Origin of the sequence: Prevotella sp. ne3005 (assembly GCF_900110085.1) — a bacterium.
Taxonomy (GTDB): domain Bacteria; phylum Bacteroidota; class Bacteroidia; order Bacteroidales; family Bacteroidaceae; genus Prevotella.
In genome coordinates this window covers 414,530-431,180 of the sequence record NZ_FOCK01000001.1, presented here as the reverse complement: position 1 = coordinate 431,180, position 16,651 = coordinate 414,530, and the positions used below count along the sequence as shown (strand labels likewise).

The window sequence follows — 16,651 nt, the reverse complement described above, 5'->3', positions numbered from 1 at the left end:
TGATCAACAGCTGCACAAAATAAAAAGACTAAAGTTTCGCAAGTGATGGCGCACCTGCATAATTTAACATAAAATAGGAATAAAAAAGGCTTCGAAGTTTGCTCAACTCACTGAAAATGAGTAACTTTACAATCGCCAAACAGTAAAGTACAAACTTAGAAGCCGTGAGCAAAGGTACAACAATTATTTCAGATTTGAGAAGCTTTTTCTCAGAAAATGAGAATAACCGTACAATTAATGCGATTATGAGAGTGATGGAGTGCATAAACATACGTCCGGAGCAGATAGGGACAGAGAAGAAGGAGAACTGCAAGTTCACGAACGTGCAGGTCCTTAATCTTCTGGTGCTGTTCCCGTTCTTTGTCGTCAGGAATGCATACCGGTACTCGGGCTCTTCATTAAGCCGCCTGTTCTGTTGTGAGAAGGACATGTTCTATCGTTTTATGAATGACGGTAATATCAAGTGGCGCAAACTGCTGTATGCAATGAACCTTCAACTGCTGCGTAAGATCAGCCGCAGCACCGAGGCTGAGCATGACAGGCCTGTCTGCCTGATTATCGATGACACTGACGCTCCGAAGAGCGGACGTAAGAGTGAGCTCATCGGCAAGGTTTTCTCTCACCTTGAGCACAAGACCATCCTTGGCTACAAATGTCTGACGCTGCTTCTGAGCGATGGCATGAGCCAACTGTTCCTCGATTTCTCGCTTCATGGTGAAGAAGGCCGCAAGCCTGACAAGAAGCAGGGGCTGACGGACAAACAGCGCAAAGCACGGTATAGCAAGGATCATAGCGGAGAGGCTGTCGAGGAACGCATCAAGGAGTATACGATGTCGAAGATTGCCAAGGCCATCGAGATGGTGAAGTACGCCATCAAGCGCGGCATCCGATTCGACTATCTGCTCATTGACAGCTGGTTTACCTGTGCGGACTTCGTTCGCCTGATTACCAGCCGACACATCAAGTGTCATCTGATTGGTATGATCAAATTGGGAAAGACCAAATACCACACCCAGTGGGGTGATCTGACAGCCAACCAAATTATCAAGAAACTCCAGAAGCAGGGCCTCACCAAGCACAACAGGACCTTGAAGTGCACCTACTGCACCATAGACGTGAAGTTTGCAGGAACCACCGTGCGTCTGTTCTTCTCGAAGCGAGGCAGAAAAGGACAGTGGAACGGACTGCTCACCACGGACCTCTCGCTCAGCTTCCTTAAGGCATATCGGACTTATGCTACTCGTTGGACTACTGAGGTGGCATATCACGATTGTAAGCAACTGCTTGGCTTCGGCAGATGTCAGAGCCTCCACTTCTCCGCTCAGATTGCAAGCACTACGCTGACGATGATACAGTACAATATACTTTGTATGGTGAAGCGGTTTGAGGCTTACGAAACTATCGGAGCCCTCTTCCGTGAAGCCACGGGGAATACTCTCGAGCTGTCCGTAACGGACAGAATATGGGAACTGATACTGGATACCATACTGGAAATCGCAGAGATTATCTCTGCTGATGCCAGCGAACTGCTTTCTGCGGTTATTGGTGGGAATCCTAAGTTCCATAAGCTATATCAAATGTATAAATTAGTCGCTTGATGAATGAATATTCACTTGCGAAAGTTCAGATAATAATAAAACAACGATCGTTGTTTCGAGGGTCTTTTTGCTACTATTATCAACAAATGTATTTAGGATTGGAGACAAAAACATCAAACCAATATATGCAGCAATAAACCAGTTAGCTTCTGATACAAACAAAAGTTGTCTAAATGAGAACGAGTTATTGAAATATGCAAATACAGATGACATTATAGCATAAAACAAGTAACAAAAACATAATCGCAATACTGACTGTGTTTTCAACTTGATAGAGAAATAACCACTAATAAGCACAAACAAATTAACACCCACAACACTCAAGGATTGGGCCACAATCAATCCATAGTAAGGTTTTTCCCACTCTGCAGGTCCTCCAAAAGTAGCAAAAGAGGAATGTACCGTGAGTACCATCATTATTGCAATGATGCGGCATAATTCTATATTACTCTGACGCATTGTTTTTATGCAGTTTAATATGAATAATCATTTTAAATTTAAATCTTAATTCTGCATCCATTGCCACAAACCAAACTAATAATCCAATTACTACCTCACTTAATATTATATCAATGACTAGTTTCCAAAAACAAGATGGTAGAAGATGGATTAATAGAATCGGGACTATAATTGATATTAATGTTATAACAAAGCAGCTTACAAATACACTTGTAAAAAAATCCCGCCATAAAAAGCCTTCTAAACGATGCAATAAAAAGAGAGTACTCGCAATTATAATGACATTAGAAGCAAATATGGCCACGAATATTGTATAATCTGGTGCTCCTAATTTAAACATCAAATAGCATATAGGTATAGGTAATAAATACAGTAAACTATTGACTATACTAAAACTACGTAATTTTCCAATAGCATGCATTGGCATGGATAAAGCGTAACTGAATGTACTTATTAGACCTGTAAGCAAGACAATTCTACAATAAATAACCGTATGAGATGGCGCTTCTGATCCTAACCATAGTTGAATTATAATATCCATCTCAAAGAAAAGAGGTACAGTCATGGCAAGCATTAGCAAATATGCATATTTAGAAACCAAAAATGTCAAATTGTACATTCCTATAGGGTCACATTGTGCATAGTCTTTAATAACTTGAGGGCGTGCCGCTTGTATTAAATTAATAACCATTTGATTTAGCGCTCCATTTACTTGATTTGCAATCGCGCGTGCTGCATTTGCTATAGGGCCAAAGAACACATTAAGTAAAATGTCAGCACCCTGATTTTGAAACATAATGCACATGCTAGGTAGCATATCATACCCTGAGTATGATAATAACCTTTTATATAATGCCGAGTCACCTATCAATCTGAATCTACATTCAGTGTATTTCCTCGAAGCATATATTCTATAAAATGATTGTATGCATATTTGATTGAGCATGATCAGGAATGCATAAAATACGAGCGAATCAATCGGGGATATGGTAATCGCAAATGCAATGGACAACTTTGATACAGCCTCGTAAATACCCACATATGCATAAACAGACATATCTTCATGAGCTAGCAAAGAGGCAGTGTAAGGATATTGAGAAAAACTAAAAAATGCCGTAATAACACTAAAATGAAGAACCCAATATGCCGCATTCAATCTTTCTATAGGTATCGTAAGTTTATTAGAAACAAGCCATAATCCTACCATCTCCCCTAAAAGAACTATTACTAAAGCAATAGAAAGATAGATATTCAATGAAGAAGAAAATGTTCTATTAAGTTGTTCTTTATCTCCTTTCCCTAAGTCAAATGCTAAGTATCTGCTTGTAGCACCTGACAAAGATCCTGATAGAAAAGAGAACATCACAACTATACCTCCTACAACACTATAGACGCCATAATCAGTTGCACCTAGAGTGTGAAGTATAACCCGCGATGTGTAAAGAGTTACACACATCACAAGCAACATCCTCGCATAGAGATAAAGAGTATTCTTAGCTATTAGCTGTTTATTTTCTGCCATGATAGCCACCTATGTACGTTTCTTAGTCCAGCACGATATTCTCAAGCTGTTTTTTTATACCAAACGTATCTTTATATCGGACAGTTTGATTCTATATTTTTGGGGGGAAAGGTTATTTGATTCCATATTGGTTTTTGTAATACTTCTGGTAGTCGCCACTCGTCACATTGTCTAACCACTCCTGGTTGTCGAGATACCAGCGAACGGTCTTCTCAATGCCTTCCTCGAACTGAAGGCTGGGCTCCCAACCCAGTTCACGCTGCAGCTTGGTGCTGTCGATGGCATAGCGCAGGTCGTGACCGGCTCGGTCGGTTACGAAGGTTATCAAATCCTCGTCAGCACCCTCCGGGCGACCCAGCAGACGGTCAACCGTCTTGATGACCACCTTGATGATGTCGATGTTCTTCCACTCGTTGAAGCCGCCGATGTTATAGGTATCGCCAATCTTACCCTCATGGAAAATGAGGTCGATGGCACGGGCATGGTCCTCAACGAACAACCAGTCGCGAACGTTCTCGCCCTTACCATAGACGGGCAATGGCTTGCGGTGACGGATGTTGTTAATAAATAAAGGTATCAGCTTCTCGGGGAACTGGTAGGGACCGTAGTTGTTCGAGCAGTTGGTCACCACGACGGGCATGCCGTAAGTGTCGTGATAGGCACGAACAAAGTGGTCTGAAGATGCCTTGGCAGCTGAATAAGGTGAGTGAGGGTTGTACTTCGTGGTCTCCAGGAAGAACTTGTCGCCGTATGCCAAATGATGCTCGGCAGAAGAAGCGGTCGTAGTGAAAGGAGGCTCGATGCCCTCTGGATGTGTCAACTCCAGAGCGCCATACACCTCATCGGTAGAGATGTGGTAGAAGCGCTTGCCCTCATACTTCTCCGGCAGACTCTCCCAATACAGTTTGGCAGCCTGAAGCAGAGAGAGTGTTCCCATCACGTTGGTCTGGGCAAAGGTGAAGGGGTCTTTGATGGAACGGTCCACATGACTCTCAGCAGCGAGGTGGATGATGCCGTCCACCTTCTTGTCCTGCATCAGCTTGTAGAAAGCGTCGAAGTCGCAGATGTCCATCTTCACAAACTTGTAGTTGGGTTTGTCCTCGATGTCCTTCAGGTTTGCGAGGTTGCCAGCATACGTCAACTTGTCGAGGTTGATGATGTGATACTCAGGATACTTGTTCACGAAAAGGCGCACCACATGGCTTCCAATAAAGCCTGCGCCACCGGTAATAACAATATTGCGCTTCATATTAAACGTGTTGCAATGTATTGGAATTAATATCCTCCTTCATCTCGTCTATAACCTTCAAAAGGTACTGGCCATATTGATTCTTCAACATGGGTTTAGCCAATTCACGCATTTTCTCTTCTGAAATCCAACCATTACGGTAAGCAATACCCTCTAAGCAAGCGACCTTCAAGCCCTGGCGTTTCTCAATAACTTCCACGAAAGTACTGGCCTCTGCCAAAGAGTCATGAGTACCAGTATCTAGCCATGCAAAGCCACGGCCAAAGACCTGAACCTTCAATTCTCCATCTTTCAGGAACTCTTGATTGACAGTGGTAATCTCCAGTTCACCACGAGCAGAGGGTTTAATATGCTTTGCAACATTTACCACCTTGTTAGGATAAAAATAGAGACCCACAACGGCATAGTTTGATTTAGGATTGGCAGGTTTCTCTTCAATGCTCAAACAATTGCCTTGCTTGTCAAACTCAGCAACACCATAGCGTTCCGGATCAGAAACCCAATAACCGAATACAGATGCCTTGTTGTTTTCTTCCGCATCTTTAACAGCTTGCTTTAGAAGTGAAGTAAAGCCTGCGCCATAGAAAATATTATCACCAAGCACTAGGCAAGCAGGATCATTGCCTATGAACTTGTCGCCTATGATAAATGCCTGTGCCAGTCCATCAGGGGATGGTTGCTCTGCATACTCAAAGTGTACACCATAGTCTGAACCATCACCTAAGAGGCGCTTGAACCCTGGTAAGTCATACGGTGTGCTAATAATTAGTATATCCCTTATGCCTGCGAGCATCAGTGCAGAGATTGGATAATAAACCATCGGTTTATCGTAGATTGGCAAAAGTTGTTTGCTAACACCCTTAGTTATCGGATAGAGGCGCGTTCCGCTGCCTCCCGCTAATACTATACCTTTCATAAATTATATGGTTTACATTTTCTGATCAAGGTTCTTACCCTTTTCTTCATGCTCAAAATTCGGAATGAATTCCTTGATGGCCTCTACCACCTGCGCCTTGGTGAAATCCTCCTTCTGGAAGATGCCTTCCAACTTGTCGAAGAACCCATTCACCTCGCTCATTTCATGGCGAGTGGTCTGGCAGACTACACCAAGGGCAGCAAAGCGCTGCATATCAATCTTCTCACCAGGCACATAGAACTCCTCGTAGGCCTTTTCACCAGTGGTGTCTGAACCGAAGTACACCGTAGGATACTTGTTGTCATCCCAACCCAGTGCTGCGGCCTTGCGCTTGGCTTCATCGTCTGATGAGCACGGATCTTTCTCCAGTCCATTGGCCGTTACGAACTTGTCACAAATCGAAGAGAACGTCAACATCTGGTCCTCCCCCAGTTTCGGGAAGAAAACTTCGCCTCCATTACCAAGGATACAAGCCAACATACAAATCTGGCCTGACTCTTCGGGCGAAACGAAGTAACGCTTCACATCGCTTGGCGCAGCCAGCGGCTGCTTCTTCTGCAAGCGGTGAATCCAACCGTCGGGCAAAGAACCATTACTGAATGCAACGTTCGCAAAACGCGCTGTCGTCACCTTGAAGTACTTGTTATATGCCATCACCAAATCCTCCATAATGCGCTTGCTGGCGCCCATGATGTTCACAGGATTTGCAGCCTTATCCGTCGAAACACAGAAGAAGTGCTTCGGAGGATACACCATCAGCAAGTCCATCAGCTTCTTCGCCTTGATGTCATTGTTCTCTATCAGCGCCTGCACGCTGTAGCGGTCTTTTTCCGAACGCACATGCTTGTGCGCACTGAAGTTTGCCACAATATCAAAGCCCTTATCCTCACGGAAGATGCGCTCAAAGATAGGGTCTGCGAAGTTCAGCGTATAGCAGCGGAACTCATCGGGCACGTACAGGCCATTTGTTGAGCGCACATCGCGCACCAACTCAGCCAATCCGTTCTCGTTCAGATCAACCACCACCACGCTTGCCGGTTCAAACCGTAACACCGCCTTGATGAAGCTGGAACCGATAGAGCCAGCACCACCAATCACACATACTTTCTTACCCTTAATCTCCTGGGTGAGCTTCTCCTTGTTTGCCTCAATATCTGGGGCAAACATGCTGACGGGACGGAACGTCACACTGTCTGAAATAAATTTATCTATATTGAACATAGCAATATATACTAATCATTACTTAAATCCCCTTTATATGGATTTCACATCAAAAGGACTATCAAAATCCTTCAGCAACACATGCTTAATATCCTTCTCAGAAAGGATAGCCTTATCTGTTGGTATATGCCAGTCAATACCAAGGGAATCATCTAAGATACTAATACCTCCATCAGTCTCAGGATGATAGAACTCATCGCACTTATACTGAAAAACAGCCGTTTCACTCAGTACGGCAAAGCCATGTGCAAAACCTTTCGATATGAAAAACTGGCGGTGATTCTCCTCTGTCAACTCAACAGCCACATGCTGACCATAAGTTGGTGAGCCTTTACGGATATCAACTGCCACATCGAGCACAGCGCCTTTCACACAACGTACAAGTTTGCTCTGGGTAAATGGGGGGCACTGGAAATGAAGACCTCGCATCACACCGTAAGAGGACATCGACTCGTTGTCTTGAACAAAAGTAATCTTTTGTCCAATAATCGGTGTCACTTTCTCATCAAATTCACGTTGTGAGAAAGACTCAAAGAAATAACCTCGCGAATCCTTGAAAATTTGCGGTTCTATTATAAACAGACCATCGATATTGGTTTTTATTACTTCCATCGTTTTCCTACTTTACAATACCTTTCTCCAAATACTCTGCGAGGTTGGTTCTTACCTTTGTGGCAGCATCTTCTGCTGCAACTTTTGCCATATCGGAGTCAACCATGATATTCACCAGTTCTTCGAAACTTGTCTTGTTGGGATTCCAGCCCAGTTTTGCCTTTGCCTTGGTGGGATCGCCCCAGAGGTTAACTACGTCCGTAGGACGATAGAAATCGGGGCTGACCTCGACGACTACGTCGCCTACGGAGAGGGCTGATGTCTGAAGGTTCTTGCCTTGCAAGCGTCCTTCGGCCGAGCGGATGTCTGAAGCAAGGCTCTTGATAATACCTTTCTCGTTTTCGCCCTCGCCTTGGAACTCGAGTTCAATGCCAACACGCTTGAAAGCATAATAGCAGAATTCACGAACCGAATGCTGAACACCGGTTGCAATTACAAAGTCCTCGGGTTTATCCTGCTGAAGGATGAGCCACATACACTCTACGTAGTCCTTGGCATAGCCCCAGTCACGAAGTGAACTCAGGTTACCGAGGTAGAGTTTTTCTTGCTTACCCTGCTTAATACGAGCTGCAGCAAGGGTGATCTTGCGGGTGACGAAAGTCTCTCCACGGCGCTCTGACTCATGATTAAACAGAATACCAGAGCAACAGTACATATTGTATGCCTCACGATATTCCTTCACAATCCAGAATCCATATTGCTTAGCTACAGCATAGGGGCTGTAGGGATGGAAAGGGGTGTTCTCGTTCTGAGGAACTTCTTCTACCTTACCATAGAGTTCTGAGGTGGATGCCTGATAAATACGGCACTTATCTGCCAAACCACATTGACGGACTGCTTCAAGAACCCTGAGGACACCAGTCGCATCAACATCAGCCGTAAACTCTGGAGAGTCAAAACTTACTTGCACATGACTCTGGGCAGCCAGGTTGTATATCTCATCAGGTTTTACCTTGTTAATAATTGAGATGATACTCATCGAGTCTCCCAAATGACCGAAGTGTAAGTGGAAGTTCTTGACACCCTCCAAGTGGGCAATACGTTCACGATAATCCGATGAATTACGACGGATCATGCCATGGACGTCGTAGCCTTTCTCTAATAAGAACTCGGCCAAGTAACTTCCATCTTGACCCGTAACACCTGTAATTAATGCTGTTTTCATGCTAAAACTTTGTTTTATCATGCACTTTTGTCACGACTCAGATAAGCTAAAGCATTCTTTGCTTATCTCTCGCTGCTCCAAAAGTTCATATATGATTATTATTTCTGAGTAATATGTAAGAATCGAGTAACCTTATGAGGAAGGCTTCTGTCTTTGTTGTCAATAAATGCATCCAGCAGTTTTGAAGAGCCATTTAAGGGGGTGACATCGTAATCTGCTATCGCTGCAGGAATCAAGGTACTACGACCTTCTTTCAGGATGATCTCATCCTGAGTACTTCTGATCCTGATTTTGCAGTCGCCAGCTATGCACATGGAAATAATGAAACTGTCATACTTAATCAGGTTGCGATGCATGGACTGATTGATTTCCATCACACGCACATCGAAATAGGGGGAATCGATAATCTGGACAGCTTTATCTGATGTCTCACTATATTCCGTACGGTAGTTCTTCTCGACATGGTAATCGAGGGCTTTCGCAGCCAATTCCGTATGCAGTTCACGAGGCTTGCCATCCAAGCCTGGACGGTTGTAGTCGTAGATGCGATAGGTGACATCAGAGGATTGCTGGACCTCTGCCAGCATGATGCCACCACAGATGGCATGGACACGGCCTGCAGGGAGGTAGAACACGTCACCCGCTTTGACAGGGTGGTCGGCTAGGACTTCCGTGATGGTTCCATCGGCTATTCTGCGCTGGTATTCGTTGGGGGATATCTCCTGCTTGAAGCCTGCATAGAGGTGGCTTCCCTCTTCGACCTTGATGATGTACCACATCTCATTCTTACCCATCTTGCCATGTTCGCGCATCGCCATCTCATCATTGGGATGTACCTGAATGCTCAGGTCACGCTTGGCATCGATGAATTTGACGAGTAATGGTAATTGGCCGTGGTATCTCTGGTTGACCTCTTTTCCCAGGATCTGTTCTGGATAATCCTTGATGACGGAGATGATATCCTTGCCAGCCCAATCGCCATTACTGATGATGCTAGTGCTGGAGGGCACTGCACTGACCTCCCAACTCTCGCCAATAGGCTCATCAGAGGGTTCCAAGCCTTTATAGGGTCTGAGGTTATTTCCTCCCCATATCACCTCGTGGAGGTTGGGTTCGAAGAGTAATGGGTAGAGTTTCATTTTTTTCTACTTTCAGTTAATCCCCCCCGGATTAACCGAGGAGTGGGGGATGTCGCCAAATGATGTGGGATTTGAGTGGCTTGTTGTAAATAGGTAGTTATCGAGATTAAGCCAAAACGATATTGAAATATGGTGACCGATTGCCTCATAAGAGGGTGGAGGAGGAGATTTGATTAGGGTTTTAGAAAAAAAGTGGCGGCAAAATTTGGAAATATGGAGATTATTGTGTACCTTCGCAAACGGTGATAGTGATTATTGGATAAGGTAAGCGAGTGATTAATGGTTTCCCCATTGACCTTCGGTCTTCCTTGGACGCGACTCGGCAATGCTCGAATGAGATTCGGCATTGCGCTCGCTGCTCCCTCGGTTCATCGCCATCAGAAGACTTCAGAGACTGTGGTTTGTCTCCGTGGTCGACTGGTATGGGAATATTATGACGAGATGCGTAGATGTACCGAGACGATAGAATTGAGCCCCAATGGGCCGGTGGCGGCTCTTAATGTGCCTATTGGTCAATGGCATACTGTTCATGCCTTGGAGAGTGGCTCTGTGATTCTGGAGGTGAAGGATGGGGCGTATGAACCGCTTGAAGAGGGGGATATAATGAAGTAGGGACTTCCACCCTCGCTCGCTTGGCTATGTCAAGAACCCTCATTGTCATTTGACTACGTCGAACTCTGCCGCGACTCTGGATAGCTTAAGCAAGCTTAGCTTTCCACTCACTGCTCCATCGCTTAGTTGAGATGACAATCGCTTTGAACCGTAATGGTTCGAGGCGATTTTGGGTTTTGTAGGTGAGGAGTTTTTGGGCGCTTTCGAGCATGCTCGCCTGAGCTCCGCTGAAAAAAGTGCGAAGAAAGTTTGACAGATTGTCGAATTTTCTCACGACTCAGCAGAGTAAAAGTGATCTTTTCTCTGCGTTCGCTGCTCGAAAATTTGGATTGTTAGCAGAAAAGTTGTATATTTGACCTCGAAATGAGGTCGAAAATTCTTTTAGTCGCTTTGCTTTGTAAAAGCGGCAAAGCCGAGCGGGCGGCTCTCGGAAAAATCCAAATAAGAGTTTGGTTTCTCGCTCGATTTTCACTATCTTTGAGACAAAGTCTCGAGGATACTCACACTCGAAACTAAAAATAATCTGCGTTTTATTTTGTATTTTGCTCGTTTAATCGTATCTTTGCCAGCGGTTACTACTAATCATCGGTGCATTTGGATACCAGTCATCTATGAAGTGTATTGCCGGAAATAGGATTCCATGGCTCGCCCTGTTCGTAAGGATGGGGTGACCCTGAGGAGTGGGGGAAGCTCTTTTGCACTTGAAGATATTGAAACGGAAAAATGGTTATAGATAAGAAGATACTGGATGAGTTGACAGCGAAGGCGAAGGAGAGCCCGAGGCTGCGTTGTAATCTAGATATGCGGAATTCTGCTGACGACCAGTCGCAAAGGATGTTGAATGCACTGGAGCCGGGAACGGTGATGCCTATACACAGACATAAGGGGACATCTGAGACATGTGTTTGCGTTCGCGGGCATTTTGAGGAGTATTTCTATGACTCTGAAGGATGGCTGACGGATACCATTGATATGGTGCCGGGTGGAGTAGTGCTGAATATCGAGAAGGGACAGTGGCATAGCTTGAAGTGTCTGGAGAGCGGAACGGTGCTGTTTGAGGCGAAGGATGGGGCGTACAGCCCGCTGGATGAGGATGAAGTATGGAAAGGGTGACAGCCCCCTTGTCATCTCGAGTGAAGTCGCCCCTTGTCATTTCGAGCGAAGTCGAGAAATCTCATGAGATCTCTCCACTCGTTGCACTCGGTCGAGAAGACAAAAAAGCGTAGGTATGACAATAAAAGGGTGTCGGGAAGGCATACCCTCTTTGTCATTTCGAGCGAAGTCGAGCGCTCGGCTTTGTCGCTTGGCTCGTCCAAGAAAACTGCCCTAAAAGGCTTTTTTAAAGCCAGGACGCCAAAAACTGACATTTTCCCCTTTTTTGAACGGATATGCTTCGTTTTTAAGGAGACCATTTCAGACCAAAATCAGCTCCGGAAAAGAGCGGGTTTAACCGTTCCGACTGGGAAGTCATGTCCTGTTTATTTATCAGAATTCAGAAAATGCTAACTTCCATTGTTAAGACACTGAAGCAGAAAACCTAAATAATGATATCATGGGAGTGTTTAATCTGAATGCTCTAAATGAGAGAGTAAAGCAGTTTTGCTCTTAGACAACTCTCCACTTTTTGAATAAAATACTAATAACCAATATGAGTAACCCCAAAAGAACCCTTACAAAGAACAAAGTATCCACATTTATTATTCGAATAGATTTGGATATGAGTAGTGAATTGGATTATGGAGACATAAGTGATGCTTTAGGCATGGTCTTTCCTAATAGGCAAATCCAAATCTCACCACATTTCAATGTGAACCTGGATAGTGTTAGGATTGATAAGGCGGAAGCCAAGAAATTCCTCTTTTTAATTGAACCAAGTGTTAGATTAGAGATATCGCCAGTCGATAAGGCCATTATCTTCTCATCTAACTACTATACTACTAATGATTTATACAAAGAACGCCTAGGGAAAGTAGTTGAGGTTTTCTCGGAGAGAACGGGAGGAACCATAAAGTCTAGGAGAATCGGAATGCGTTTTATAAACACTTTTCCTGCTAATAAAGATGGCAATCTTCCGACTGTCTTGAATGCATCTGAAACGAAGATATTGAAAGAGTCTCTGGCAAAGAAAAATGATCTTTCTCGCCTGATTATTGTTGATGAGTACTTGAAAGAGGATTATAGAATCAGAGTGCAGTATGGTGTGCCAAATAAATTCTATCCTAACAAGATTAGCAGTCAGGATGTAATTCTGGATATCGACGTGTATTCAGAGGGGCTTCAACCAATAGAAAACTGGTGTGAGATGATTTCTGTATATAACCACGCGGCTTTTGATACTTTTATAAGGTATATCCGAGGCGAAGTCATTGATTATTTAAGGTGATGGATGAATTAGACGTTGTATCATTGCAGGACTTAGAGCCGGCATATAAAGAACCTGAGATTACGGTGCAGAGTGTGGTCTCTTTTAATGTAGATTATTATAAGAGTCATTATGTACCTGTTAGGGAGGTTATTGAACTAAGAAAAGCAATTCATGAATAATGCAACTGTTGTAAGACGTCCTGATAAGAAGGTTGAAGATGGGCGAATAATGCAGGGTGACATATTCCATAATATTGATATTGTTGAGGATGTCATTGTAAAGCCGGATGGGGCTATTCTGTTAAAGAAGATAACTTTCCCACTTGTGATTTGCCTCAATCAGGATTGTGACCTTCATACAGATTTTATTCATAGGACGGAGAATAAATCAGGCTCACTTCTTCATTTGATTGTAGCACCTCTATTTGAGATTTCAAGTTTCCGTGAAGGGAAGAACTGGGGCGATTTGATGAATGTGGGTGATAGAATTAATAGTGAAAGGATTCGATATATTAAAGCTAATAATGACCCACGTTATCACTATGTGGTCTTTCCCGAGAAAGATATGCCTGAGTTAATCATTGATTTCAAATATTTCTTTACGATAAATCGTGATACACTCTATAGTAGACTAGACCACAAGGTATGTTCTGTTGACGATTTGTTTAGAGATTTGATAAACCAAAGGTTCTGCGATTATCTAAGCAGAATTGGACTACCAGAAATCGAAGTTGAGAAAAAAGAGCTGTAGGTAGAAAGGATTGTCTTGGACATTATATTCTGCGATTACTCAGGATGAGAAGTGTCTATCCAAATACATTATTGTCGTTGATTTCATTAATACATACAAGCGGAATCCTTCAAAGTACGACGATATTGAAAGAGGTTTTTACTGCTATTGGATAAAGCACAACAAAACACTGATGAAGGCAGGGAAATTGAAGGAACTAGGGATGTTGCTGTCCAATGAGTTGTTGGTGTCGAGTAAGAAGTATAATCACGTTAATCAATATCAATAAAGTAGCAGGCCTTCTGCCAAAGACCTGCTACCATGAGAGTGACAATTAATGCTTTTTGTCACGAGGCGGGCAAGGATCGTTACCGTAGCTGTTAGGATTTTGTACTTTGCCGTCTTTGCCATGAGGAATCATTTCAAGTCCTTCCTTTTTTGCAAGATTGCGGCTCCAATCCACAGCTTGCTGCTTGGTTCCGAAATGCTTTGAGGCTCTTTCCGCGTTTTGCCTCTTTGCATCCCAACCGCCCCTCTCTTGATTAGGAACAATGTGTATTTCTTGTCTCATAATCGTAAAGAGGTTTATTATTCTTCCCCTCCTGAGGTTTTGGGGCCTCACCTGGTCCATTTGATGGCTGGGGCCACTACCATAAAAAATAGTTATATGCCAGACTGACAGATTATCAAGACTTTCAATTCTTCAAGTACATTTCTAGCAAGTTTGTTGCCTGTATTTGCGGAACTGACAAAATGACATCAAATATTTCGATGGGTGATATATATATCAAAGGTTCATACAGAACAATTTTAATAGCAAGGTTTATGGATGGGGATATATCAGAGAAGCTGGTAGACCCCATCAAGGAAATTGTAACAAGAAACAGGGAAAGTAAGATTGACGACCTGCCACTCTCAGATTAAGAGAAAGAAGAGCAGAAGCACCAGATGAAGCAAAGTGCGGATACATATAATCATGGAATAAAAGATGGGCTCAGAATGGTAGGGGAGGATGGCTTTGTGGGACAACTTTTGCTGATGTAGAAAAACTTGTCGGATAAGTGAAAGGATTTGCTCCGTTTTTTCTATTCAATTTCAATGGTTCATGGTTGATAATTATTTTATGTGATGCTTGAGAAATTATTGAAAGATATTCAGACCGTGGAATATGAGAGTGGTATTGAAATACTACGCGTGTTTGAAATACCAGACTCTTATGTTCATGATATTCTACAATGGATAGAGATTGAAGCAGACCTGGATTTGAAGAAACTGGAAGAATATCTTGTTTATGCCGGGAAAAAGAGCGAGATTTATCTGACACTATTAAAGCATTACGAAAAGGAAATAGTGAGATTTGATAATGAGTCAAAATCTGTTGTTATAGACATCTATCCTTCTAATGAATGGCGCGTATTATTGCAATCAGGATACGATGCCACTAATTTGGCAGGATATCTGACGTTGTTACAGATGGATGCTCTTGCTTCTTTAATCAGTATAATAAAAGCCTCATCTGACACCGAAAGGATAATGCTCAGCAAGCATGCTTATACTATAATGTATGAGGCTCTAGAGAAGAATCTATATAAGATTGTTTCATGCAGAATGAGACAATTCCCTGAGCGATTGGCAGACAAGGATGTCCTTTCAGATTTATGGAAAGGTATAAAAAGAGTATCCAAGTTGATGATAAAGAAAAATGAGGCAGAGTTTGTTAGGAATACAATTGATTCGCACCAAAGAGATTCCTTCTCAGAACAAATTGAGGCTTATAAGAACTGCGATTTTGGGATGAGCGTGAAAAGCATGTGGGCTATGATACGAATAGTAGACTTAATACAAAGTTATATAGATTTGATAAACAAGAATATAAGAGTTTGTTTTGACGAATGTGGTAAGGAGTGGGAGAATAGAATAAAGGTGCTTGAAGATATAGCTGAGAAACTTAGAGATTTGAAAACCGCTAATCATGAATCTTTAACTCTATAGTGATGACCCAAGATGAAAGTTGGTAGAAACAATATGATGATTTGATTGTGTTTGTAATGATGAACAACCATGAGAGAAATTGAGAAAGTTAGTAAGCTTGAGTTTCAGGTATGGAGGATAAAGAGGTGGTTCTTCATGAATGTAGTATCAGTCATGTTGTTCGTGGGATCGCTATTGTCGGTATGGGCTGTGTTTAGTATCGATATTCCGTTGATAACAAAAATACCGTGCAGTTTTTCTGAAGAAATAATAGATGGGGTTAATAGAGCATGTCAGGCCTTAGCTTATAGCTATATTGCGGGAGTGATTATTTATTGGATGACGATAAAGTATCCCAATTATCTGAACAAACGACGTCTGACACCAGTGATTAAGGTGAAAGTGGGAAATCTGGGCAGTATGTTGGCTTGGATGAATATTGAGTTTAGAGAAACGGGTAACAATCCTCCGATATCGGACCTTGATGGTATTATGGCCCTATTTGAAAGGAAACGTTGGAAGGAGCGTTGTCACGTGCCTGAACATTCAGGGTGTAAAGATGTAACGGAGGAATTTATTAGAGACTATAATGAATTAAAGTCTATGGTGGATGCGCTGATAAATGATTATAAGGAATACCTGAGTGGTGAGCAGATGATTTATCTTGAGGCTATAAGGGGAAGCCGGTTGAATCAGTTTTTTAGATCGTACGAGAAGAGTAAGGGAAACTGTGATTACACTGACGACTTCTATAAATTGGTCTTGCAGCCGAATTATAGAAAACTTATATTGATGTATTACAGTTTGTGTAAGGTGAGTGGAATAAATGTATAGAAGGAATGACGCAGGACGAGAGATGGATGGCGAGATATCTGGAAGTGGTTGAGTTCATTGAGCGCGAGCATCGGAATCCGTCGAAGCATCGGATTGAGGAGCATGATATGCTGAATTGGCTAAAGGCGAATCGAAAAGCCATGAATGCAGGAAAGATGAAGCCGGAAAGGGTGGAGAAGTTTAGAAAACTTCTTGCCCTGACGGAACAATATAGGAGGAAGAATCAGTATCAATAGACGAAAACCAGCCATGCGGCTGG

General features: G+C 43.0%; 17 protein-coding genes. 8 read left to right on the top strand and 9 right to left on the bottom strand.

All coding sequences use genetic code 11. The features are described from left to right. Positions 1 to 164 precede the first annotated feature (164 nt). On the top strand, positions 165 to 1,598 hold the full coding sequence (locus tag BMY16_RS01695; RefSeq protein WP_411267759.1) for an IS4 family transposase: 1,434 nt from the start codon (positions 165 to 167) through the stop codon (positions 1,596 to 1,598). On the opposite strand, the gene BMY16_RS01690 is transcribed toward BMY16_RS01695, so the two are convergent. From BMY16_RS01690 to BMY16_RS01655, 8 genes are all read right to left on the bottom strand, one after another. Continuing rightward, positions 1,587 to 2,057 (bottom strand): acyltransferase family protein, encoded by a 471-nt coding sequence (locus tag BMY16_RS01690; RefSeq protein ID WP_091839193.1) that lies wholly within the window; start codon positions 2,055 to 2,057, stop codon positions 1,587 to 1,589. The two genes, BMY16_RS01695 and BMY16_RS01690, sit on opposite strands and share 12 nt — an antisense overlap. Next, positions 2,044 to 3,579 (bottom strand): MATE family efflux transporter, encoded by a 1,536-nt coding sequence (locus BMY16_RS01685; protein ID WP_091839190.1) that lies wholly within the window; start codon positions 3,577 to 3,579, stop codon positions 2,044 to 2,046. Before BMY16_RS01685 ends, BMY16_RS01690 begins: the two co-directional genes overlap by 14 nt. 112 nt (positions 3,580 to 3,691) lie before the next feature. Beyond that, a complete protein-coding gene (gene rfbB / locus BMY16_RS01680; RefSeq protein WP_091839187.1) occupies positions 3,692 to 4,828 on the bottom strand; it encodes a dTDP-glucose 4,6-dehydratase in 1,137 nt (378 codons plus the stop codon). Position 4,829: 1 nt separating this feature from the next. Continuing rightward, complete coding sequence (gene rfbA, locus BMY16_RS01675; protein ID WP_091839185.1) at positions 4,830 to 5,744, bottom strand: glucose-1-phosphate thymidylyltransferase RfbA; 915 nt, start codon at positions 5,742 to 5,744, stop codon at positions 4,830 to 4,832. Positions 5,745 to 5,756: 12 nt separating this feature from the next. Next, positions 5,757 to 6,965, bottom strand: coding sequence for a UDP-N-acetylglucosamine 4,6-dehydratase (locus tag BMY16_RS01670; protein WP_091839181.1), 1,209 nt, complete (start codon positions 6,963 to 6,965; stop codon positions 5,757 to 5,759). Between the two features lie 33 nt (positions 6,966 to 6,998). Next, positions 6,999 to 7,577, bottom strand: a complete 579-nt coding sequence (gene rfbC / locus BMY16_RS01665) for a dTDP-4-dehydrorhamnose 3,5-epimerase (protein WP_091839178.1) — start codon at positions 7,575 to 7,577, stop codon at positions 6,999 to 7,001. A gap of 7 nt (positions 7,578 to 7,584) precedes the next feature. Continuing rightward, a complete protein-coding gene (gene gmd, locus BMY16_RS01660) occupies positions 7,585 to 8,742 on the bottom strand; it encodes a GDP-mannose 4,6-dehydratase (RefSeq protein WP_244512814.1) in 1,158 nt (385 codons plus the stop codon). A 98-nt stretch (positions 8,743 to 8,840) separates the two neighbouring features. Beyond that, positions 8,841 to 9,881 (bottom strand): type I phosphomannose isomerase catalytic subunit, encoded by a 1,041-nt coding sequence (locus BMY16_RS01655; RefSeq protein WP_091839173.1) that lies wholly within the window; start codon positions 9,879 to 9,881, stop codon positions 8,841 to 8,843. 333 nt (positions 9,882 to 10,214) lie between these two features. Here BMY16_RS01655 and BMY16_RS01650 point away from each other — a divergent pair, with 333 nt between their 5' ends. From BMY16_RS01650 to BMY16_RS01630, 4 genes are all read left to right on the top strand, one after another. Further along, positions 10,215 to 10,493 carry a WbuC family cupin fold metalloprotein gene (locus BMY16_RS01650; protein ID WP_170835967.1) on the top strand — a complete coding sequence of 93 codons (279 nt, stop codon included), beginning with the start codon at positions 10,215 to 10,217 and terminating at the stop codon, positions 10,491 to 10,493. Between the two features lie 723 nt (positions 10,494 to 11,216). After that, positions 11,217 to 11,606: a WbuC family cupin fold metalloprotein gene (locus BMY16_RS01645; RefSeq protein ID WP_091839168.1), complete on the top strand. Its 390-nt coding sequence runs from the start codon at positions 11,217 to 11,219 to the stop codon at positions 11,604 to 11,606. A 535-nt stretch (positions 11,607 to 12,141) separates the two neighbouring features. Continuing rightward, positions 12,142 to 12,876, top strand: coding sequence for a TIGR04255 family protein (locus tag BMY16_RS01635; RefSeq protein ID WP_091839163.1), 735 nt, complete (start codon positions 12,142 to 12,144; stop codon positions 12,874 to 12,876). A gap of 153 nt (positions 12,877 to 13,029) precedes the next feature. Then, positions 13,030 to 13,608, top strand: coding sequence for a hypothetical protein (locus BMY16_RS01630; protein WP_091839160.1), 579 nt, complete (start codon positions 13,030 to 13,032; stop codon positions 13,606 to 13,608). A gap of 313 nt (positions 13,609 to 13,921) precedes the next feature. Here BMY16_RS01630 and BMY16_RS01625 read toward each other — a convergent pair whose 3' ends face one another. Next, positions 13,922 to 14,158 carry a DUF2188 domain-containing protein gene (locus BMY16_RS01625; protein WP_091839839.1) on the bottom strand — a complete coding sequence of 79 codons (237 nt, stop codon included), beginning with the start codon at positions 14,156 to 14,158 and terminating at the stop codon, positions 13,922 to 13,924. Between the two features lie 572 nt (positions 14,159 to 14,730). On the opposite strand from BMY16_RS01625, the gene BMY16_RS01620 reads away from it, so the two are divergent. The 3 genes from BMY16_RS01620 to BMY16_RS01610 all read left to right on the top strand — a co-directional run bounded on the left by BMY16_RS01620 (position 14,731) and on the right by BMY16_RS01610 (position 16,628). Next, positions 14,731 to 15,579, top strand: coding sequence for a hypothetical protein (locus tag BMY16_RS01620; protein ID WP_139207091.1), 849 nt, complete (start codon positions 14,731 to 14,733; stop codon positions 15,577 to 15,579). A 69-nt stretch (positions 15,580 to 15,648) separates the two neighbouring features. Next, the gene (locus BMY16_RS01615; RefSeq protein ID WP_091839155.1) at positions 15,649 to 16,392 is read left to right on the top strand and encodes a hypothetical protein; all 744 of its coding nucleotides are present in this window, start codon (positions 15,649 to 15,651) and stop codon (positions 16,390 to 16,392) included. Between the two features lie 5 nt (positions 16,393 to 16,397). Next, entirely contained in the window at positions 16,398 to 16,628 is a 231-nt protein-coding gene (locus tag BMY16_RS01610; protein WP_091839152.1) for a helicase associated domain-containing protein, read from the top strand. Positions 16,629 to 16,651 lie beyond the last annotated feature (23 nt).